This is a genomic window from Clostridium sp. LIBA-8841, assembly GCF_034439435.1.
Taxonomy (GTDB): domain Bacteria; phylum Bacillota; class Clostridia; order Clostridiales; family Clostridiaceae; genus Sarcina.
The window spans coordinates 184,926-207,546 of sequence record NZ_JAPCKJ010000003.1 but is presented as its reverse complement, the minus strand read 5'-3'; the positions used below and the strand labels follow the sequence as shown (position 1 = coordinate 207,546).

The 22,621-nt window shown below is 27.3% G+C and carries 20 protein-coding genes; 18 read left to right on the top strand and 2 right to left on the bottom strand.

The annotated features are described in order from the left end of the window. Positions 1-46: 46 nt before the first annotated feature. The 8 genes from OIF33_RS09505 (at position 47) to OIF33_RS09470 (ending at position 7,485) form a co-directional block, all read left to right on the top strand. Positions 47-379 (top strand): hypothetical protein, encoded by a 333-nt coding sequence (locus OIF33_RS09505; RefSeq protein ID WP_322504010.1) that lies wholly within the window; start codon positions 47-49, stop codon positions 377-379. A 147-nt stretch (positions 380-526) separates the two neighbouring features. After that, a complete protein-coding gene (locus tag OIF33_RS09500) occupies positions 527-1,354 on the top strand; it encodes an HAD family hydrolase (RefSeq protein ID WP_322504009.1) in 828 nt (275 codons plus the stop codon). A gap of 495 nt (positions 1,355-1,849) precedes the next feature. After that, positions 1,850-2,197, top strand: coding sequence for a hypothetical protein (locus OIF33_RS09495; protein ID WP_322504008.1), 348 nt, complete (start codon positions 1,850-1,852; stop codon positions 2,195-2,197). A gap of 299 nt (positions 2,198-2,496) precedes the next feature. Next, positions 2,497-3,402 (top strand): polysaccharide deacetylase family protein, encoded by a 906-nt coding sequence (locus OIF33_RS09490; protein WP_322504007.1) that lies wholly within the window; start codon positions 2,497-2,499, stop codon positions 3,400-3,402. 670 nt (positions 3,403-4,072) lie between these two features. Further along, positions 4,073-5,050, top strand: coding sequence for a mannose/fructose/sorbose PTS transporter subunit IIA (locus OIF33_RS09485; RefSeq protein WP_322504006.1), 978 nt, complete (start codon positions 4,073-4,075; stop codon positions 5,048-5,050). A 38-nt stretch (positions 5,051-5,088) separates the two neighbouring features. Next, the gene (locus tag OIF33_RS09480) at positions 5,089-5,892 is read left to right on the top strand and encodes a PTS mannose/fructose/sorbose transporter subunit IIC (RefSeq protein WP_322504005.1); all 804 of its coding nucleotides are present in this window, start codon (positions 5,089-5,091) and stop codon (positions 5,890-5,892) included. A gap of 19 nt (positions 5,893-5,911) precedes the next feature. Beyond that, positions 5,912-6,823, top strand: a complete 912-nt coding sequence (locus OIF33_RS09475; protein ID WP_322504004.1) for a PTS system mannose/fructose/sorbose family transporter subunit IID — start codon at positions 5,912-5,914, stop codon at positions 6,821-6,823. A 287-nt stretch (positions 6,824-7,110) separates the two neighbouring features. Then, on the top strand, positions 7,111-7,485 hold the full coding sequence (locus OIF33_RS09470) for a DUF956 family protein (protein ID WP_322504003.1): 375 nt from the start codon (positions 7,111-7,113) through the stop codon (positions 7,483-7,485). A 507-nt stretch (positions 7,486-7,992) separates the two neighbouring features. Here OIF33_RS09470 and OIF33_RS09465 read toward each other — a convergent pair. After that, positions 7,993-8,532 carry a hypothetical protein gene (locus OIF33_RS09465; protein ID WP_322504002.1) on the bottom strand — a complete coding sequence of 180 codons (540 nt, stop codon included), beginning with the start codon at positions 8,530-8,532 and terminating at the stop codon, positions 7,993-7,995. A gap of 166 nt (positions 8,533-8,698) precedes the next feature. Here OIF33_RS09465 and splB point away from each other — a divergent pair, with 166 nt between their 5' ends. The 7 genes from splB to OIF33_RS09430 all read left to right on the top strand — a co-directional run bounded on the left by splB (position 8,699) and on the right by OIF33_RS09430 (position 16,457). Further along, a complete protein-coding gene (gene splB, locus OIF33_RS09460; protein ID WP_322504001.1) occupies positions 8,699-9,718 on the top strand; it encodes a spore photoproduct lyase in 1,020 nt (339 codons plus the stop codon). Positions 9,719-10,458: 740 nt separating this feature from the next. Continuing rightward, positions 10,459-11,400, top strand: a complete 942-nt coding sequence (locus OIF33_RS09455; RefSeq protein WP_322504000.1) for a hypothetical protein — start codon at positions 10,459-10,461, stop codon at positions 11,398-11,400. Positions 11,401-11,616: 216 nt separating this feature from the next. Beyond that, complete coding sequence (locus tag OIF33_RS09450; protein ID WP_322503999.1) at positions 11,617-12,561, top strand: hypothetical protein; 945 nt, start codon at positions 11,617-11,619, stop codon at positions 12,559-12,561. Between the two features lie 244 nt (positions 12,562-12,805). Beyond that, entirely contained in the window at positions 12,806-13,126 is a 321-nt protein-coding gene (locus OIF33_RS09445) for a rhodanese-like domain-containing protein (protein WP_322503998.1), read from the top strand. Between the two features lie 74 nt (positions 13,127-13,200). Beyond that, on the top strand, positions 13,201-14,901 hold the full coding sequence (locus OIF33_RS09440) for an FAD-dependent oxidoreductase (protein WP_322503997.1): 1,701 nt from the start codon (positions 13,201-13,203) through the stop codon (positions 14,899-14,901). A gap of 43 nt (positions 14,902-14,944) precedes the next feature. Continuing rightward, positions 14,945-15,199 (top strand): hypothetical protein, encoded by a 255-nt coding sequence (locus tag OIF33_RS09435; RefSeq protein ID WP_322503996.1) that lies wholly within the window; start codon positions 14,945-14,947, stop codon positions 15,197-15,199. 364 nt (positions 15,200-15,563) lie between these two features. Continuing rightward, the gene (locus tag OIF33_RS09430; RefSeq protein WP_322503995.1) at positions 15,564-16,457 is read left to right on the top strand and encodes a hypothetical protein; all 894 of its coding nucleotides are present in this window, start codon (positions 15,564-15,566) and stop codon (positions 16,455-16,457) included. 157 nt (positions 16,458-16,614) lie between these two features. Here the strand turns inward: OIF33_RS09430 and OIF33_RS09425 are convergent, their stop codons facing one another. Then, positions 16,615-17,970 carry an MATE family efflux transporter gene (locus OIF33_RS09425; protein ID WP_322503994.1) on the bottom strand — a complete coding sequence of 452 codons (1,356 nt, stop codon included), beginning with the start codon at positions 17,968-17,970 and terminating at the stop codon, positions 16,615-16,617. A gap of 127 nt (positions 17,971-18,097) precedes the next feature. Between OIF33_RS09425 and OIF33_RS09420 the strand changes: the two genes are divergently transcribed. The 3 genes from OIF33_RS09420 to OIF33_RS09410 all read left to right on the top strand — a co-directional run bounded on the left by OIF33_RS09420 (position 18,098) and on the right by OIF33_RS09410 (position 22,042). Next, positions 18,098-18,556 (top strand): MarR family winged helix-turn-helix transcriptional regulator, encoded by a 459-nt coding sequence (locus OIF33_RS09420; RefSeq protein WP_322503993.1) that lies wholly within the window; start codon positions 18,098-18,100, stop codon positions 18,554-18,556. A 211-nt stretch (positions 18,557-18,767) separates the two neighbouring features. Then, the gene (locus tag OIF33_RS09415; protein ID WP_322503992.1) at positions 18,768-19,421 is read left to right on the top strand and encodes a Crp/Fnr family transcriptional regulator; all 654 of its coding nucleotides are present in this window, start codon (positions 18,768-18,770) and stop codon (positions 19,419-19,421) included. A gap of 206 nt (positions 19,422-19,627) precedes the next feature. Then, on the top strand, positions 19,628-22,042 hold the full coding sequence (locus tag OIF33_RS09410) for a glycoside hydrolase family 2 protein (protein ID WP_322503991.1): 2,415 nt from the start codon (positions 19,628-19,630) through the stop codon (positions 22,040-22,042). The last annotated feature ends 579 nt before the right edge of the window (positions 22,043-22,621 follow it).

The window sequence follows — 22,621 nt, the reverse complement described above, 5'->3', positions numbered from 1 at the left end:
TCAAATTAAAAAAATTACATTATACTTATATGTAGGAGATGGTTTTATGAAAAAAATGTTAAGCAAAGTTTTTTCTTTAAAATTATTAAATTTATCTGCATGGTTAACAGTAATATTAACTATAATATCAAGAGCTGGGGTTAATTTTGAAGGATATAGAACCTTTGGATTTCCTTATAAATATATAACTCTTGTTCATAGCGGTTCTGACTTTAAATCTAGCTTACTTTTATCATGTCATATAAATTTATTCGCATTTTTAATAAATATAATAACGATGTACATATTAGTTTTAATTGTAGAAATAGTAATAAAGATAATAGATAAAAGAAGAGCAAAAGAAAAATCTATTACTAATTCAGTGTCTAAGGAAAGATGATTAATAGTGTTTAAAGAGTCAATTATTGAAGGGTAATCTTTATTAATTGACTTTTTTTCTTTAGTTACTTTGAATAATATTTAGATATGTTGTATATTAGATGAAAAAGGTAATTAATGTTTATAGCATTAGGAAAAGAGGTAGTAAATGGATTTATTTGTTTCAGATTTAGACGGAACTTTATTAAATAAGGATCAAATTATATCAGACTATTCAAAGAGAGAACTTAATAAATTAATAAACACAGGAGTTAATTTTGCAATTGCAACAGCTAGGAGTCCAGCTACTGTTTCAGAAATTTTAGAAGGAATCAATATAAAAACGCCTGTTGTACTTATGAATGGTGTTATGATTTTTGATGTTGAAAATAAAAAGTATATAGATGTAAAAGAAATAGACAAGGCCAGTGTTAAAGAGGTAATTAAAATACTTGAAGAGTATAATAAGACATTTTTTCTTTATGGAATAAAAGATGATTATTTATGGGTTTATCATAAAGATTTTACTTATGATTTTGAAAAGGAATATTATGAGGAGAGATGTAATAAGCCTCTTAAGTCATTTAAGAAGGTTGAAAGTTATTTAGATGTTTTAGAAGATAATCAAATAGTAAATTTCGTGTTTTTTGAAAATGATGAAGCTATAGCTAAAGAATTATTTGGGAAGATAATGAATGTACAAGGGGTTACAGGTAACTGCTATAAAGATATATATAATGATGGAGCTTTCTTCTTAGATATTTATAATAAAGATGCTTCTAAAGCTAATGGAATAAAGTTTCTAGCAGATTATGTAGAACATAGTAAGGTTATAACTTTTGGTGATGGAGAAAATGATGTTCCTATGTTTGAAATAGCAGATGAATGTTATGCTTTAGAAAATGCTTCAGATGATTTAAAGGCTATAGCAACAGAAGTTATTGGTAATAACAATGATGATGCTGTTGTTAAGTTCTTAATTGAAAGATTAAAATAGACCATAGTGTATCTATTAGCAACTTTAATTATAAATAGCTAATAGATATTGTTTTTTATTATATTTATATAAATAGGAGGAAAAATGAGAGCAGATTTTGATTTGCCTATATTTGATAAAGAGAAATTAGAAAAGGTAGAGAAAATTATTGATGGAATATGTTAAAATTGTAGTGATTATATATTATGGCCAGGAAAATGTCGGGTTAATGAGAATCTTACACCAAAAGAGTTAGCTAAAAGAATACTTAAAGATTCAAAAGAAAAAATAATATATCTATAAAAAATAACTTATATTTGTAGTATAAAAGTAAACAAAATTTAGTGTAAATAAGAATATCTAATAAATTCGAAGGTTTAGGCTTTCTATAGAGGTTTGATTGAGAAAATATAGAGGAGTATAATAATTTTAAGGTACATAATTTAATTATGTATTAAATCTTTGCTTAAAGGATATAAATATAATAATATATTTATACTTAAGGGGGAGAATATTATGTTTAAAGAAAAACTCAAAGATTTATTAACTCAATGTGGTACTGTAGAGTTAGTTCTCCATGATGATGAACTAAATTTATATGCCATGACACTATGTGAAGAGTGCCAATGCGATGTAATAAAAGAGCTAGGTATAAAAGGAACTGGAGTAGAAAATTTAAAAGATATAGTACATTCTTTAGGATATGATTTTGTTTCCTTAAAAGAATATTATGAAACTGGAACTTGTGATGAATATGGCAATAAAATGACTTGTTGTTGTAATGATGATTCTTATAAGATTGTTAAGGTTAATTTTAACAAAGACAATGAAGATGATTATTACATGGCATGGGCAACCATCTAAAAGCTGCTTAATTAGTGGCTTTTTTTATTTGTATCCAGTTTTACTCAAAAAAAGACCAGTTATACATAAAATATTGTTTAAGGTATTTTGGTGAGTTAGCATTTTATTAGAAGTGTTTAAAAAATACTTTATTAATTTATAATTTTTGCTATATGTTTTTTCTCAAGAAAACTTTAATCTTTAAAATATAGTAAAAAAGTCAAATAATTTTAAACTATTTGTTTCTGTTTTGTACTTTTTACAATTTTTTATTTTTGTAAAATTAACTTGTACAATTAAATTGAATGGGGGATAAACTTATGAGAAAAGGAGTAAAATTTGGCCTTTTTTTTAGTGTACTTATATGCTTAGGTACTTTTGTAGGCTGTAAGTCATTAAATGAAAAACATGTTGAAGCAACGGAGAGTAAAGAAGTTACAAACATTAAAGGGTCAGATGATGAAAAGACTAATGAGAAAAAAACAAATGAATTGGAATACTTATCTTTTGAGGAAGATCCAAATGCTGAGGATGCTAAAGTTGTATCAGAATATACTAATGGTCTTTTAAAAGGAACATTACAGTATCCAGTAAGAAAAGATGGAAAGAAAGTAGCATATTTAACTTTTGATGATGGACCATCAACAACTAATACACCAGAGGTTTTAAACATATTAGATAAATATAATATAAAAGGAACCTTTTTTGTAACTGGAAATTCTATAAGTGCTGGTGATAAATCAAAGGATTTATTGAAGCAAATCGTAAAAAATGGACATGCTATAGGAAATCATACATATAGTCACGATTACAAATACCTTTATCCTAATAGAAAAATGAATGTTAATAATATAATTTCAGATATAAATAAAAATAATGAATTAATGAAAGAAGTATTAGGAAAAAACTTTTCAACAAGAGTAGTTAGATTTCCAGGAGGATATTGGTCTTGGCAAGAAAGAACTCCTATGAAAGAGAAAATGATGGAAGTGGGAATTCAAAATATTGATTGGAATGCTTTAAATGGAGATGCAGAAGGAAAGAAGAAAAATTCTACTGAGTTAGTGGAATTTGCTAAGAAAAGTATAGATTCTTTAGGACCTAATGCAGATAATGTAGTAATTTTAATGCATGATACTTATGGAAAAGAAGAAACTGTTAAAGCATTACCAAGCATAATAGAATATTTACAAAGCAAAGGTTTTGAGTTTAAAAGCATTAAATAAATATAGAATATATTTTCAGAAGTATTTTAAAAACTACTAGAGACTGTAGGGAAATCTGTGTAAAAACAAATTTCCCTACAGTTTTTTTGAATACTTATATGGAGAGTTTGGAACAATATTCTTAATGTTTTTAAAGAGGAATTCAAGTGAGTAAAGAAATTAATTAACAAGAAGAAATTAAAAAGTGTAAATCTGTTGAAGATTTAGTGGGTAAGAATGGATTAATGCAATTTAAAAAGAATATTTTTTATAATTTAGTAAAAAAATATGAAAATAAATTGACATGATAAACTATAATTAGTGATTAATTATGATATGTAAATTAAGTGAGATTAAAAGAGAATTATTTAATATTAATATTGTTTCGACTACACTAAATAAAGAAAAAATAAGTAGCGATGAAAAAACTTTTTGTGATTTTGAAGTTGTATAGAGATGAATTATATAATTTTTTATTTTTAGAAAATATTTGAAAATAACTCAAAAAATTAGTATAAGTGTAGAAAATACTCTTTATTTAGCATAAATCCATATTTTTAGGTTTTATCCATTTAATAAAATTTGTATTTAAATATAAAAAGTTGTAAAATTAATGAAAAGCTTGTAAAATTAATTTAAGATAAAATAAATAAATTTTATCGCAAAAAATAAAAAAATAGGAGGTATATATATGGTAGGAATTATTCTTGCTAGTCACGGAGAGTTTGCTAAAGGAATACTGCAATCTGGCTCAATGATTTTTGGAGAACAGGAAAATGTAAAAGCGGTTACATTGATGCCTAGTGAAGGACCTGATGATATTAAAGCAAAAATGAAAGAAGCAATTGCATCCTTTGACAATCAAGATGAGGTTTTATTCTTAGTTGACCTATGGGGAGGAACACCATTTAACCAAGCAGATAGTCTAGTTGAAGAACATAAAGATAAATGGGCAATCGTAGCTGGTATGAATCTACCAATGGTTATTGAAGCCTATGCTTCACGTTTTTCAATGGAATCAGCACAAGAAATTGCGGCTAGTATCATAAAAACAGCTAGAGAAGGAGTTAAAGTTAAGCCAGAATCATTAGAACCTGCGGATTCTGATAAACCTGTTGAAGATTCTGCTCAACAATCTAATGTAGGTGCACCTGGATCATTTGAATACGTTTTAGCGCGTATTGATTCACGTTTGCTTCATGGTCAAGTAGCAACTGCTTGGACAAAAACTGTGCGTCCAACAAGAATTATAGTTGTATCAGACGATGTAGCTAAAGATGAACTTCGTAAGAAATTGATTCAACAAGCTGCTCCTCCAGGGGTTAAAGCTCATACTGTTCCGGTTAGTCAAATGATTAAACTTGCAAAAGATGATAAACATTTTGGAGGACAACGTGCATTGCTTCTTTTTGAAAATCCAGAAGATGTACTTAGAGCAGTAGAAGGAGGAGTACCTCTAAAGACAATTAATGTTGGTTCTATGGCACATTCTCCAGGAAAAGTTCAACCAAATAAAGTACTTGCTTTTAATCAAGAAGATATCGATACTTTCAATAAACTTAAAAAAGCTGGATTAGATTTTGATGTTCGTAAAGTTCCAAATGATTCAAAAGGAAATATGGATGAAATTCTTAAAAAAGCACAAGAAGAATTAAAAAAATTAAAATAATATAAATTATTTTAATAGAAAAAGGAGGATTAACAATCGTGGATCTAAATATATTTCAAGTAATATTAGTTATTATTATTGCATTTTTAGCTGGGATGGGAGGTATCCTAGATGAATTCCAATTCCAACAACCTCTAGTTGCTTGTACTTTAATCGGATTAGTTACAGGTAACTTACTACCATGCTTAATCTTAGGTGGTAGTCTTCAAATGATTGCCTTAGGTTGGGCAAATATAGGTGCTGCCGTAGCACCAGATGCAGCCTTAGCATCTGTTGCAGCTGCGATTATTCTAGTTCTTAGTGGAGAAGGTCAAGCAGGAATTCCTTCAGCTATCGCTATAGCAATTCCACTAGCAGTTGCAGGATTATTACTAACAATCATTTGTCGTACAATAGCTACAGCATTTGTACATTTTATGGATGCTGCCGCTAAAGAAGGAAATATAAGAAAAGTTGAAATGTGGCATATTATTGCTATTTGTATGCAAGGTGTACGTATAGCACTTCCAGCTGCATTAATCTTACTAATTGGCGCTGGTCCAATAAGTTCATTACTTGCTTCTATGCCTGCTTGGTTAACAGATGGTTTAGCAGTAGGTGGTGGAATGGTTGTAGCTGTTGGTTATGCAATGGTAATCAACATGATGGCAACAAAAGAAGTATGGCCATTCTTTGCAATTGGTTTTGTATTAGCAACTATTCCTCAAATTACACTTATAGGATTAGGTGCAATCGGTGTAGCTTTAGCTCTTATTTACTTAGCACTTAGTAAAAAAGGTGGCTCAGGTAATAGTGGATCAAATATGGGAGATCCTATAGGCGATATTATAGATAGATACTAAGGAAGGAGATAAGACGAAAATGGAAAAAAAATTAAAGTTAACAAAAAGAGACCGTCTTTCTATTTGGTGGCGTTCAACTTTCATTCAAGGATCTTGGAACTATGAAAGAATGCAAAATGGTGGTTGGGCATATTCATTAATTCCTGCCATCAAAAAATTATATAAAACTAAAGAAGAAAGATCAGCAGCATTAACACGTCACTTAGAGTTTTTTAACACTCACCCATATGTAGCATCACCTATTATTGGTGTAACATTAGCATTAGAAGAAGATCGTGCAAATGGAGCACAGGTAGATGATGTAACTATTCAAGGGGTTAAAGTTGGTATGATGGGACCTTTAGCTGGTATTGGAGATCCTGTTTTCTGGTTTACTGTTAGACCTATATTAGGAGCATTAGGTGCTTCACTTGCTATGGCAGGTAACATATTGGGGCCAATTATATTCTTCTTAGGTTGGAATATTATTCGTATGGCATTTACTTGGTACACACAAGAGTTTGGTTACAAAGCAGGTTCTCGTATTACAGAAGATTTATCAGGTAATTTATTACAGGATATTACAAAAGGGGCATCTATACTTGGTATGTTCATATTAGGGTCATTGGTAAATAGATGGGTATCCATTAAATTTACACCAGTAGTATCATCTGTTCAGTTAAGCCCAGGTGCTTATATTGATTGGAATAGTCTTCCTGCTGGAGCAGAAGGGGTTAAACAAGCTTTATTGCAACAAGCTTCTGGATTATCATTAACTCCTGATAAGGTTACAACATTACAAGGTAACTTAGATTCATTGATTCCTGGACTTGCAGGATTATTATTAACATTCCTTTGTATGTGGTTACTTAAGAAGAAAGTATCTCCAATTGTCATTATTCTTTCTTTATTCGTAATCGGTATTGTTTTCCATGTAATAGGTTTAATGTAATATTTTTATTTAGCCTAGGTTAATGTAATATTTTTTACTTAGCCTAGGCTTTTCTTAAACATAAAGAAGCTAAAGTAGAGTAAGAAAAATAATTTTTGTGATATTATAGAATGGAAGAATAAGTACTTAAATTTAAATTCTAATTAAAAAATAAATAAAGTTAGTATTAAATTTAATGAGCACATTAATTATATTTATCTGATTTTTTTGTTAATGGCTTTTTAATTCTTTTAAGAAATATATAGATAAAATAAAATTGTTATACTAAGTAGAAAGAGGTAGAACGTATGATTCAATCACTCAATACAAAGGTGGATCTAGTAGTTGATGCAACAGCTTTTACAGGCCTTGCGGATTATGGGAAAATAATGATTGGTGACAAAGGTTTTGAATTTTATAATTCTAGTGATTACCAAAAATTCATTCAAATTCCTTGGGAAGAGGTTGATTATGTCATTGTGTCAGTAATACTAAAAGGAAAGTGGATTCCACGATATGCAATAAAAACAAAGAAAAATGGTACATATTCTTTTGCTTCTAAGGAAACAAAGAAAGTACTTCGTACTGTTAGAAAATATGTTGACCCAGATCACATGGTTAAGTCGTTAAGTTTTTTTGATGTTGTCAAAAGAGCGGTAAAATCATTATTTAAGAAGAAATAATATTAAAGAGTTTTGTATTTGGTATAACAAAATAGATATAAAACAGAGAACCAGATGGGTCTAGATCTATATCAATATTTTGGATACAAAAATTCAAACTTATATATTGGTATTGTAACTATTAGTGTGAAAAAAATGAAGATGGTCATTACAAGCTCTTTTAATATAATATATACGAAAAAAATAAAAAACCTAAAAAGAAGTAGCTTTATAAGAAAATTAAAGGCTACTTCTTTTATATATATATAGTGAACATATGAAAAAACAAGAAGAAATATATAAGTTTTTAGTAGAATTTATAAGATGAAAGGGGGTTCCTCAAACTGTCAGCGAAATAACTCAAACATTAAATATAAAATCAATTTTAACTCTTTATAGACATTTAGAAATATTAGAAAAAAAGAACTAATAGATTGTGGAAAAGAACCAAATAAAGCTAAAAAAGAGCTATAAAAGGTATAAGTCTAAATGTATATTTAAGTTATGATAATATAGTAGCATTAATTTTTAAAAACATTCTTTTAAATTAATATCTTTTTCAAATTTTTTACCATATATATTTTCCCAAGAGAATTTTAATTTATAATTTTTTAATTTACTAATAATATCATTATCAGTAGCACCGTTGAGTAGTATAACTTTTTTATTTTCTGAATATTGTCCACTGTAATTTTCAGAAATGCTACTACCACCTCCACCTATAGGTTGAATATTTGAATTGTAATCAAAGAAATCAAGCAATTTATCTTTTTCTACTTTAAAGTTTTTTATAAATAAGGGAAAACTTTTAACTGATATTGAAATATCTACATTTCTATAGTTAGTACTATCTTTTGCATTCCAATTTTCATCAACAAAATTATTAGCATACATATCTTCTTCTGTTAATTTAGATATTGAAGCATCTACTTTTATCTTTGGTGAAAATAAATTTAGGCTAAGAAGTAAGAGGATACTTAGAATAAATAAAAACAGAGTTTTTAAATATGGAAATTTTTTATTAAGAGCCTCAAAGTCGTTTAGATTCATTTCATAAAAGTTTATCAAGAAAAACACCTCTTTTCTTAAAATTACCAATTAAGCAAATTATAGCATAAAACCTAGAGAGATTATTCTTTAAATTTATTAAATAGTATTTGGAAACAATAATTATATATTAAATATTAGAGAGGAGGATTTAGTAAGAGGTCAGTACTTTTACTAAAGCACATATATGTTTGTTCCAAAGAGAGTTATATTTGAAAAAGGATCTTTAGATTATAAGTTAGGAAAAGATATATATAGATTTTTTAAAGAAAAACCAGTAGAAATTATAAATTTAACATCTAATAGAGCAAAATCATCTATTCCAGGTGAAAATCTTCATGAGCAGTATAGAGAAGGAAAGAAAACCTTAGTTGTAGGAGTTAAAAAGAGTATGAAATTTCAAAGTTGTAAGCCTTCTGCTCATTATCAATTACCTTTAGTTTCAGGATGCATGGGACAATGTGAATATTGTTATTTAAATACTCAGTTAGGGGATAAACCTTTTGTTAGAGTACATGTTAATATAGATGAAATTTTAAAGCAAGCTGATAAATATATTAAAGAGAGAAAGTACGATGTAACAATATTTGAAGGGGCAGCAACTTCAGATCCAATTCCTGTTGAACCATATACTAAATCTTTGGCTAAATGCATAGAGTATTTTGGAAAAGAAGAGTTTGCTAGATTTAGGTTTGTTACTAAATATAATGATATAGATAGCCTTTTAAACTTAAATCATAATGGTCACACAGAAATAAGATTTAGCATAAATACAGATAAAGTAATAAATGATTATGAACATGTAACTTCTTCAGCAAAAGTAAGAATTGAAGCTGCTGGTAAGGTTGCAAGGGCAGGATATCCTTTAGGATTTATAATTGCACCAGTATTTTTATATAAAAATTGGAAGGAAGAGTATAAGGAGCTTTTAGATATGCTAAGAAGCGAAATTCCAATAGAACAAGATAAAAATTTAGGTTTTGAAGTCATAAGTCATAGATATACCATAAAGGCTAAAAATAGAATAATTGAAATATTTCCAGATACCTCACTTCCTATGAATGAAGAAGAAAGAAAATTTAAATATGGTCAATTTGGTTATGGCAAATATGTTTATAATAAAGAAGATATGCAAGAAATAAAAGAATTTTTTAAAGAAGAAATTGAAAAGCGTTTTCCTTTAAGTGTAATAAGGTACATAATATAATTAATCATACAAATAGGCCTTTAAGGGAGATAAGATAAATATGGTATTAATTTTTGAGAGGTTAATAAATAATATTAACTCATATTTTGACAATAAAATTGAAAAGCATAAAAAATACAAGAATTAAATTAAAATTGGTGCTAATAGTATTTTTAGTAGCTACATTTATTGTACTAATTAAATATGAAGATTGTTTTTATCATAGATATAATTAAAAATTAGGCTAAATAATAGGATAGGTCTTTTAAAAAGTTCCTATCCTAAATTTTTTAGTAAAATAAAAAAACTAAAGTAATATATTAACATAAATTCTAAAATAAGTGATAAAATTATAGGAGAAGAGAGAGGGGGAAATGAAAAATATAAGAAGAACTATAGTGATATTTTCAAAGTTTGAAAATATAAAAATTATTGATGATATAAGAAAAAACATGACTCTTTAGAGAAATATAAATCTGTATGGTTAAATGATAATATCCACAAAAAGAGGTCTGGGATATTTTTTAATAATATTAGGAAATTATAATTTAAATTAATTTCATAACTTATGAATTTACATCTTTATTATAGGATTAGGTAATTATAGAGTATAAAGATGTTAAATTTCTTATATTAATTATTGATAATTAATATAAGGTTTTATAATAGTTTTAATAATTTTGGGAAAAGGGGGATAGAATGCTACCTTAACTTTGTATTGTTATTAAAATATTTCAATAAATATAGGTAGCAGAGTGGTTATGCTTAAAGAGTTAAATGAAAAAATAAAAGAGTGCCGTGAAAATATAGCTTTAAAAGAAATTCTTGAAAAGAAGAGTTTAATTCTTAATGAGGATTTAAATAATAAAGAAAAAGAACTATTTGAGCTTGAAAAAAGTCTGAAAAAGGAATTAAAGGATGTTCAAAAGCTTAAGACGCTTTCATTTTCAAATTTAATGGCTAGTTTACTAAGAAATAAAGATGAAAAATTAGCGAAAGAAGAAAAAGAATATTTAGAGGCAAAGCTTAAATATGATAGCTTTAAGTCCAAGGTTGAGAATTTGAAACATGATATAGAAAGTACTAATGAGAGATTAGGTTATTTAATCAATATTGAAGGAAGATATAAAGATCTTATAAGTGAGAAAAGGGAATTAATTAAAAAATTAAATTTAAATATAAGAGATGAGATAATTCATATTGAAAATGAAATAAAAGAATTATTAAGTAGCAAAACTGAAATTTCAGAGGCTTTAAGAGAGGCTAATAATTGTTTAATGATTAGTAAAGAAGTTAAAGACTCTTTAGATAGTGCTCATAGTTGGGGAACATATGACATAATCGCAGGAGGAATGATTTCCTCTGCAGTTAAACATAGTAGAATTGATGATGCTAAGACTTATATGGAAAGGCTTAGTTATGCTGTGGAAAGACTTAATAAAGAACTAGGAGATATTGATGTTTCAGTATTTAGTAAAAGATTAAATATAAGTGGACTTTCATATACCTTTGATATTTTCTTTGATAACATATTTACTGATTTTTCTGTCCAAGGAGAAATAAATGATTCTTTATATAAGATTGAAGACTTTCAGAATAAGATGATAAAGTTAATAAATAGATTAGAAGAAAAAGAAAATATTATAAATGTAAAAATTAATACTTTGAATGATAAATTAGAAAAAATTATTGAGAAAAATTAATTAGAAATAAAATATATGTATTACTTTAAATTAAACTATAAATTTTACGTTGCTGAATAAAGTAATACATATATTTACAATAAGTTAGGGGTATGCTATATTCAGTTTAATAGGGAACAATTAAATTTTGATGAAGAGGAGGAGAAGTTGCTAATAATTTTAAAAACTTATGATTTGTAATTTTTTAAAAGTGTTAGTAATAGAAGAGACATGCAAATGATTAAAGAAATAGATGAAAAAATCAAAAAGTATAGAAATAATAAGGTACTTAAAGAAGCTTTGGAAAATAAAATTTCATCAATAGAAGAAGCTTTAAGCAATAAAGAAGATGAATTGAAAGTTTTAGAAAAAAATTTGATTAAGGAAGAAAAAGATGTAGAAAGGCTAAAATCATTTTCTTTCTCAAACTTAATGGCAAGTATAATGAATAATAAAAAAGAAAAATTAAACAAGGAAGAGAAAGAGTACTTAGATGCTAAATTGAAATACGATAATTTAAAATCAGATATTAAAAACTTAAACAATGATTTAGAGGAAGAAAAGAAAAAGTTAAGAGAGCTACAAGTAGAGGATAATCAATATGAAGCTCTTATAATACAAAAAATAGATATATTAAAAAGAAGTAATTTAGATGTTAAAGATGAGATAATTAAATATGAAAATGAAATCAGCTCTCTTTTAAATGAAAAAGTTTTGGTTTTAGAAGTTTTAAATAAAGCAGAAAATGCTCTCATGATAGCTGATGAAATAAAAAGCGCTTTAGAAGGTATTGAAAATTGGGGACCATATACTATTGTAGGTACAGGGATAATAAATTCCATAGAAAATAGTGAAAAAATAGATTATATAAAATCTACTATGGAAAGATTAAGTTATTCTGTTGAGATGTTAAACGAAGAATTAAAAGCTGTTAGAAAAACAATGTCTTTAGAAGATAAGGATATTAGTGGAACTGCTTATATTTTCGATCACTTCTTTAATTGTATGCTTAATGATTTTTCAGATAAAGAAGATACAAAAGGCTCATTGTATGAAATTTATGAACTTGAAGGTGAAATAAGAAGAATAGCGGAAAAATTAAAAAATGAACAAATAAGAGTTAATATGAAAATTAAAGAATTAAATGAAAAGTTAGAAAATATAGCTAGAACAGTAAGTTGATTAATATATATATATTAATCATATAGTTTTACAACAATAGCTTTTTAAAAGTACTAAGAAAATTTAAGATTTAATATAAAAAAAGATATTTGTGTGACTTAGTCACATAAGTATCTTTTTTTTAGAATTATAATAAGGTCATGAGGAAGATTAAAAATTAATTTCTTTAATAAAAGGAAATATTGATTTATATAAAGAGATTAAATCTAAATAAAATATGGTATGAGAAGCGGAGGAAAAAATTATGTTTTCATTTTTAAGAAGAAGTTCGGCAGAAAGTATAAATGTTAATGATTTAGATTCTATGTTAGGAAAAATAAATTTAATAGATATAAGAGAACCATATGAATATAAATTAAGAGCTTTAAAAAATTCTAAAAATATTCCTATGGGAGATATATTAGGAAATCCATCAAAATATCTAGATAAAGATAAGAAATATTATATAATGTGCCAATCAGGAGGAAGAAGTTCAAGAGCAACAAGTACTTTAAGTAAAGAAGGATACGATGTTGTAAATGTGTCAGGTGGTATTGGTTCATATGTAGGTACAAAACTTAAGTAGTTTGTAAGATGTATTTTATGAAGAAAAATTATTAGAGTGTTCGATAAATTTTAGAGAAATTTGGAGGTATAAATATGAGAAGAAAGATTTTAATAGTTGGAGGAGTTGCTGGAGGCGCTTCTGTAGCAGCAAGACTAAGAAGACTTAGTGAAGAAGATAAAATTATAATGTTTGAAAAGGGACCTAATGTATCATTTTCAAACTGTTCACTTCCATATAATTTAAGTGGAACCATAGGAGAAGCCAATAGACTTATTCTTATGAGTCCAGAAAAGTTTTTAGCACAATATAACATTGAAGCTAGAGTAAATAATGAAGTTGTTTCTATAAATAGAGATAAAAAAGAAGTTACTGTAAGAAATCTTGTTACAGATGAAACTTATACAGAATCTTACGATAAATTGGTATTGTCTCCAGGGGCTAAGCCTATAATTCCTAATATTTCAGGAATAGAGAAGGTTAATGTATTTTCAATAAGAAATGTTGTAGATATAAATAAACTAAATACTTTTGTTAAATCAGATGGTGTTAAAGATATTACTGTAATAGGTGGAGGATTTATTGGAGTTGAGGTTGCTGAAAATTTAAAAGAAGCAGGATTTAATGTAACTTTAATAGAAGCTATGGATCAAATATTAAAATCTTTTGATTATGATATGGTTCAAATTATTCATAAAGAATTATATGACCATGAAATTAATCTAATATTAGGACAAAAGGTTACATCATTTGGTGAGAATGAGGTTATACTTGAGTCTGGAAAGAAAATAAAGGCTGATGCTGTTATTATGGCAATTGGAATAGCGCCGGAAACTGAGCTTGCAAGAGAAGCAGGATTAGAAATAGGAGTAACTGGTGCTTTAAAAGTGAATCAAAACTATGGAACAATAGATGAAGATATTTATGCTGTAGGAGATGCTATTGAAGTATTTAATGCATTAACTCAATCACAGGCAAAGATTTCATTAGCAGGGCCAGCTCAAAAGGAAGCTAGAAATGCGGCTGACCACATAAACGGATTACCAGTTTTAAACAAAGGATATATTGGTTCATCAGCAATAAAAGTCTTCGATTATAATGGAGCATCAACAGGATTAAATGAAGGATTAATAAAGGCTTTAAAAATGAATATAGAATATGGAATAGTTAGAGTTATACCATCAGATAAGGTTGGAATAATGCCAGGAAGTCATCCAATTCATTTTAAATTAATTTATGAGGTTCCTACAGGAAGAGTTTTAGGAGCACAAGCTATAGGAAAAGGTGATATAACTAAGAGGGTAGATGTAGTTGCAACTGCTATAAAATTTGGAGCGACAGTGGATGATTTAAGAGACTTAGAGCTTTGTTATGCACCACCATTTGATACTGCTAAGGATGCTGTAAACTATGCAGGTTATGTAGGATCAAATTTATTAAGAGAATCATTTAAACAGGTAAATGTAGATAAAGTAAGAGAGTTAGTAGAATCAGGAGCTTATATTATAGATGTTAGAGAAGAAGGAGAATTTGCAAGAGGTCATATAAAAGGAGCAAAAAATATTCCTCTTAGCCAATTAAGAGAAAGAGTAAATGAAATTCCAAAGGATATACCAGTTTACGTGCATTGCAGAACTGGTCAAAGAAGTTATAATGCAGCTTTAGTTCTTCAAAACTTAGGATATAGTAATATAACTAATATAGCAGGAAGTTTCTTGGCACTTTCTTTCTACGAATATTTTAATGATAAGACAATGAATAGAGAGCCAATAGTAACAGAATATAATTTTAATTAATATTAAATAAGGAATTAAAAGTTTTATGAGTGGTGTAAGGTTTATGCCACTCATAATTAAATTTAGCTACAGGGTATCCTTAATTTCTGTAGTTTTAATACTTTCATTGTTTTTAGATAAGTCTTTTTTTAGTTCATCAAGCTTAGTTATAATTAGTCGTGTGCAATGTATTACTACTGTTAAAACAAGAATTAATGATGCCAATTCAATTGATGGTAGCACTAAAGAAATTAAAAATAAGCCTGCAATTGAAATGATTATGGATAAAAATATTGATTCTAATAATTCTTTCATATAAAACCTCCATATTTTTACATATAACATAAGTATATCATTAAAAAGTTAGAAAAAAATATGTGTATATTTAATTAACGAAATTTTTAAAGTTATATTTTAAAGGACAATATTTTCATAATAGAATTATTAATAACTTGTAGTAAAAATTAATTAAAAAGAAAAATTAAAATTTTATATAATTCATTTAATAAGCTAATGATTAAAGATGTATTAAGAAAGTTTAAATTAATATTCCCTTAAATTGTTTTTTCATAATACCTATGATAATCTGTTGAAGAATAAATTTAATGTTAAGTGTATTCTATTAATATTATTAAAGCTAATTGTAAAATTAAAAAGATAATATAGGTTAAAGGGGAATTAGTGTGAGAAAAAAGAGAATAAAAATTGTTATTATTACGGCTACAGTTATTTTATTGGTAGGAACAACCGGGATAGTTGTTTCTGAAGCTAGAGAAAGAGCAAAATATAATAATTTAATTTCAAAAGCATTAGCTGAATTTGAAGCTAATAATTATGAAGAGGCTAAAAATCTATATATAGAAAGTACGAAAATAAAAGAAAATACAGAAGTTAATAAGAAGCTTGAAGAGATATCTGATATAGAAGTTCAAGAGGAAAAGATTAAATTAGCAACTGAAATTTATGATGAAGATAAGCTAGATGAGGCCTTAGATATATTAAATACAACCAATGAAGGCACTGTAGAAGTTATAAACACAGAATTAAATAGCTTAAAAGATAAGATAAACAAAGAGATTGAGAAAAAGAAGGAAGTTGAAAGAATAGCAAAAGAAAAAGAAGAAGAGGAAAGAAAAAAAGCTGAAGCTGAAAAGAAGAGAATTGAGGAAGAAAAACAAAGAGTAGAGCAAGAAAAAACAGCTAAGAAGGAACAAGAATTAAAAGAAAATGAAAACAAGCAGGCTAGTTTAAAAACATACTATTATAAAACAAATATCTCAGAGAATGAGAGAGGAGAAAAGCCAGGATTTCCATACATAACTTATGGAGAAGCCGAAAAGGTTATTGCAAAGGCTTATTTTAAACGCTATCCGGAACATTCAGGAGAGAACTTATTTATGTATATAACTCCAGCAGATGGTTCTTTTTATGGTAATATATTTTTCAATGGAGAACATACTAGAACCTATGAGCTTAATGCTTTAAATGGAGATATTCATCAAGATCATAAACTTCCTGATTATACTTATGAATACCCAGAAGGAACACCTAGAAATAATGCATCAATAAAATTTTAATAAAAATAGAAGGTTTCAGAGGTTATATAAATAGTATTACTTTTAATTATAGTAGAAGGAATATTATTGATAAATAGGTTGAAAAGAAAATGAACTGAAATTATTTGGGGAGTATATAAGTTTGATATACTCCCTTTTAAAGTTTTTAGATAGTTAATTAAACTAGTGATTCATTGCTTATAGACTTTTTATTAAGGCTTATTTTAGCAATTATTAATGTGCATATGAATGCTAGGAAGTCTGAAATAGGGAAGGCTATCCATATACCCCATATGTCAAGGTTAAATAATAATGGTAGTATTATTGAAAGTGGAATAAAGAAAATAAATTGTCTTAGTAAAGATAAAATTAATGATTCTTTTCCTCTTCCTGTTGATTGATAGAAACCAATAGATGTTAGGTATATGCCTAGTACTGGATACATAATTATATTACTTTTCAATACCTTACTTCCTTCAGTTATTAGAATAGCATCTGTTGTGAATAATTGCATGAATATATCAGATTTTATTAATATTATTAAGGTGAAAATTGTAGCAATACAAGTTGATATTATTAATGTTAATTTAAATGTATTCTTAACCCTAGTCGTGTTTTTAGCTCCAGTATTAAAACCAACAATAGGCTGCATTCCTTGAACCAGTCCAGATAAAGGCATTTGTATAAACAAGGTAAGTTTGTACACTATTCCATATATGGATAAGGCAAGATTTCCACCATATTTAACTAAGGAATGATTTAGTAGTAATGTAACTAGACTAATAGATACTTGAGTTATGAAAGCAGAGGAACCTATTGCAATAATTTCTTTAAATATTGAAAAATCAAATTTTATATACTCAAATTTAATTTTTACAGAGGATTTATTTAATAAATAATAAACTAAATATGAAAAGCTTAGTGATTTAGAAATTGATGTTGCTAAACCAGCACCAACTATTCCCATATTAAATTTGCATATGAACAAATAGTCTAGAATTATGTTTGCAACCATTCCAATACTCATACAGCACATAGCATCCTTTGCACTTCCTTCAGCTCTTGTTATATTATTAGCTGCTACACAAATTGGAAAAAATAAAACTCCAGGAAGTATTGACTTAGCATAATCCATTGCATAAGGTAAGACTTCATTACTAGCACCAAGAAATTTTACAAGTTCCTCCAAAAATATAAATCCAAATACTAATGTAAATATTGAAAAGGAATATACTAATAAAATTAGATTACCAAAAGCTTTATTAGCTCCCTCTAAGTCATGTTGTCCAATTTTTCTTGAGAAAATTGAAGCTGTACCAATACCAATTAATGCTGCCAGTGACATCATAATCATTTGTAAGGGAAGGTATATGGATACACCTGCAATTCCTAAAGCACCAACTTCACGACCTACAAAGATTGTATCAACAATGTTATATATAGCATTAACAAGCATAGCAAGGGTTGCTGGAATGCTTAATTTCATTAAGGCAGTTAGAATTTTTTCTTCGCCTAAAATATAATCATGATTCATCTAATATCTCCTATAATAGTTGCTTTATACAACTATTATATTTAATTAAGTTGTAAAAGGAGATTGTTTTATTTTGTAATTTTATTTGCTACTATAAATATAGAGAGTTTTACTAGGAGGAAATGCTGTGAAAATCTTATATGATGATCAACTATTTGGAAAATTTATAACTGGAATATATAGAAATAATGTTTATTATATAGGTAAAAATCTTGAAAGATTTAATATAAATAAAAGTGAGTATATTTATCTTATTAAGGTTTATAACAAAGAAGGTATATGCCAAGATGAAATTGTTAATCTTTTAAAGGTAGATAAATATGAGGTTGCTAAAGGTGTTAAATCTTTAATTGAAAAAGGGTATTTATATAAAGAAAAAGATGAAGTTGACAAGAGAAAGCACAGGCTTTATTCAACAGATAAGGCAAAGGAAATAGAAGAGGATATTAGAAATGTTCTCCGTAATATGTCAGAAATACTTACAGAAGGATTTAATAAAGAGGAAAAAGAGTTAGCTTTAAAAATATTAAAAAAAATGGATATGAATATAAGAGAAGAGGTAAAAAAAATAAAACCTAGTAGATAAATAAGTTTGGTAGTGAGAAAACCTAGAAACAATGCATAAATAAGATTTTAATAAAAGCTATGTTTTAAGTGAATGTTTATTTTAAGCTAGCCCTTCAGACCTAGCTTAATTTCGCAAAGTATTGCTCATTAAGATGGTCTTACAGTCATATCTTAAAATCAACACTAATTTAAAAAGAGCCTAAAAAAATAAAAAGGAGTGAGTTTTAGATATGAGCAAGAATATAAGTATAAAATTAGACTTACTCTATGAGATATATCCAGTATTAAAGGATATAAATAAGAAGAGTCATGGTGCTTTTGAAGAAAAAATAATATTAATAGAACTTGAAAGTGGGGAATTCATTAAGTCAAGTGAAGAAAAAAGTTGTGCAGGTTTTCCTTTAGTAATTAAAGGAGAATTAAAAATTCAAAGAATAAATGAAGAGGGAGATGAGACTAATTTATATACTATAAAGAAAGGTGAATTATGTCATGAAGCTCTTGGATGCTTTATGAATTGTCTTCCTCTTAACATAGAAGGGTATGCTATTCAAGATTTAGAAATGTTTATAGTTCCACCAGAAGTATTAAGCAAATATTTATTTAATAACTTAGAGTTTTTTCAACTATTATATAAAGATTTATATAGAAAGTTCAGAGGAATAATAGATAAAAACGAAAATATAATACATGAGCCAATCGATACTAGACTTGCTAAGTTTTTAAAAGAAAAAGGTACAAGTAATATTTATATTACCCATAATGAGATTGCAAAAGAAATAGGATCTTCAAGGGAAGTTGTTAGTAGAAAACTTAAGAAGTTAGAAAACGAAGGTGTTTTAATCTTATCTAGGGGAAAAATAACATTAATTAAAAAATTATAAATGCAAATTAGAACACTTTGAACATTAATAAGGAGTTTTATTTATCTTGTTATGTTTAAAGTGTTTTTATATTGAACAAATTTAAATTATTTGTTAGAAATTTTAATTGTTAAAAGAAAGTTCATAGAGAAAGCGTGTATAATATATATGGTAATAATTTACTTGGGATTTACGTAGAATTAATCGTAAAATTAGGAGGGGAATTTATGAGAGAAATAATTCATATCAATAATCAATGGTTTTATGCAAAGGATTACAATAAGGAGTATTTAAAAAATGAATTTGATTTTAGTAGTTTTGAAGGAGTAGATTTACCTCATACGAATATAGAGTTACCATATAACTATTTTGATGAAAAAGCATATCAGTTTATTTCTACTTATGCTAAAACATTAAGATTCGATGAAGGGGTTAAAGGGAAAAAGGTATTTATAGACTTTGAAGGGGTTATGATAGCAGCAGAGGTTTATCTAAATGGAATTCATGTTGGTGGACATAAGGGTGGTTACACTAACTTTTCAGTAGACATTACAGAGGCCATAAGAATAAATGAGGATAATATATTAAAAGTTGTAGTTGATTCAACTGAAAGACCTGATATACCTCCCCATGGATATGTTGTTGATTATTTAACTTATGGAGGAATATACAGAGAAGTTTCCTTAAGAATAGTTGAACCTACATTTATTAATAACTTATATGCAAGAGCATATGATTGTCTAAAGGAAGAGAAAAAATTAGAACTTGATATAGAAATAAATAACTTTGAAGAAGACAGAAATGATTTAGAGATAGTTGTAGAGTTTGGTGATGAAACTTTCGAAGAAGTTTTAAAAATGAGTTTGCCAATAGAAAAAGGGGTAAGCGTTAAAAATATAGAAATAGATGAATTAAATATGGTTGAATTATGGGATATAGAAAATCCTAAACTTTATGAAATAAGAGTAAAACTATTAAAAGGATCAGAAGTTATAGATGAATATAAAGATACCTTTGGATTTAGAGAAGCAGAGTTTAGACCAGATGGTTTTTATTTAAATGGAAGAAAAGTAAAACTTGTAGGATTAAATCGTCATCAGTCTTATCCATATGTAGGATATGCTATGCCTCAAAGGATTCAAGAAAAAGATGCTGAAATTCTAAAAGATGAATTAGGACTTAACATAGTTAGAACATCTCATTATCCACAATCAGTACATTTTTTAAGAAAATGTGATGAAATTGGATTATTAGTTTTTGAAGAAATACCAGGATGGCAACACATAGGGGATGAGGCATGGCAAGCTGAATCAATTAAAAATGTAGAAGAGATGATTAAAAGAGACTACAATAGACCTTCTATAATTTTATGGGGAGTTAGAATAAATGAGTCTCAAGATAGTCATGATTTTTATATGAAAACTAATGCTATGGCAAAAAGTTTAGATCCTATTAGACAAACTGGAGGAGTTAGATATCTAGAAAATAGTGATTTCATAGAAGATGTATACACTATGAATGATTTTATACACAGTGGTGGAGAAAAGGTATTAAGAACTCAAAGTGAAGTAACAGGACAAGCTGAAAAAGTTCCTTACTTAGTAACTGAGTATAATGGTCATATGTATCCAACTAAAAGTTTTGATCAAGAAAGTAAGAAGGTTGAACATGCATATAGACATTTAAGAGTTATTAATAAGTCTTTTGGATTAGATGAAATAAGCGGAGCAATAGGATGGTGTGCTTTTGACTATAATACACATAGCTCCTTTGGATCAGGAGATAAGATTTGTTATCATGGAGTTTCTGATATGTTTAGAAATCCTAAGTATGCAGCTTATTCATATGCTAGCCAAAAAGATAATGAAAATGGAGTTGTTTTAGAGCCTATTACTTTAGGTGCTAAAGGAGAAAGAGATGGTGGTGCAATACTTCCATTTACTGTTCTTACAAACTGTGATTATATAAAGCTATTTAAAGATGGAATATATATTGATACTTATCACCCCAATAAGGAGAAATTTCCTAATTTACCACATCCACCAATAGAGATTTCACACATTCTTGCTATGGATTTAGAAATACCTCTTAGTGAGGATGCAAAAGTTGAAATCAAGGAGTTTGTATTAAATAAATTAAAAAATTCAAATTTAACAAATTTAGCTGAAGAGGACTATAAATATATAGAAGAATTCAGTGAAAAAGTTAATGTACCAGTATTTAAGATAATGTCTTTAGTTTATAAATTAGCTGGAGGCTGGGGTGATAAAGAAAATGCTTTAACTATAAAAGGTTTCATAAATGATCAAGAGGTTGCTTCAAAGGAAATTGGTGAGTTAAGAAGTATGAACAAGCTTCAAATTACACCAGATGACTTAGAACTTTCTTTAGATAAGTCAAGTTATGATGCTACAAGGATTGTTGTTAAACTTTTAGATAATTTAGGCGAGGTTCTCTTCATAAATAATGATTTTATTGAGGTTGAAATAGAAGGACCTTTAAGTATAATGGGCCCAAGTAAATTTGGAATTTCTGGAGGAGCGACAGCCTTTTGGGTAAGAACTCATGGAGAAGTTGGACTTTGTAAAATAAAGGTTAAGAGTATGTATTTTGAAGAAGAAGTTACTATAGAAGTTAAGTAAAGTAGTATTTATTCTAAAGTACTTTAGAAGAGCTTATTTAATAAATCTTTTAATATAAAGTTTAAAACTTATAAATTGGATAATTAAATATTTAAGCAAAAAGGGTTATATTATATTATATTAATTTTAAAAGTCATTATAGAGTATCTTATTATGATTTCTATAATTTCATGTAATTAATAATGATATAACCCTTTTTTATGTAACTTTGAAAGGACGACATCTGTCGAAAATATAATTTTTCAAAAAAAGAAATAAGAGGATCCAATAATATTATTAGCTAATATATGAAAAAATATCATAGAGATTTTATATGCTTTATACTATAAAAATAGGATTAATATGAATAATTTAATAGTATAGAATCATTTTTACTGTATACCCAAAAACAATATTGGTAAAACATAGGTGAAAAAGTGGATATTAGCTTAATAGTCATATATAATTCAGTTAAAGTCTAGATAAAAGACTTTGATATCAATTGATTCCTAAGTTAGAGAAGAAGTGTTAATCTTAAGTTTACAGAAAAATGTAAGAGCCAAAATGACTTATACATATGAGTAGTTAAGATGTAACACT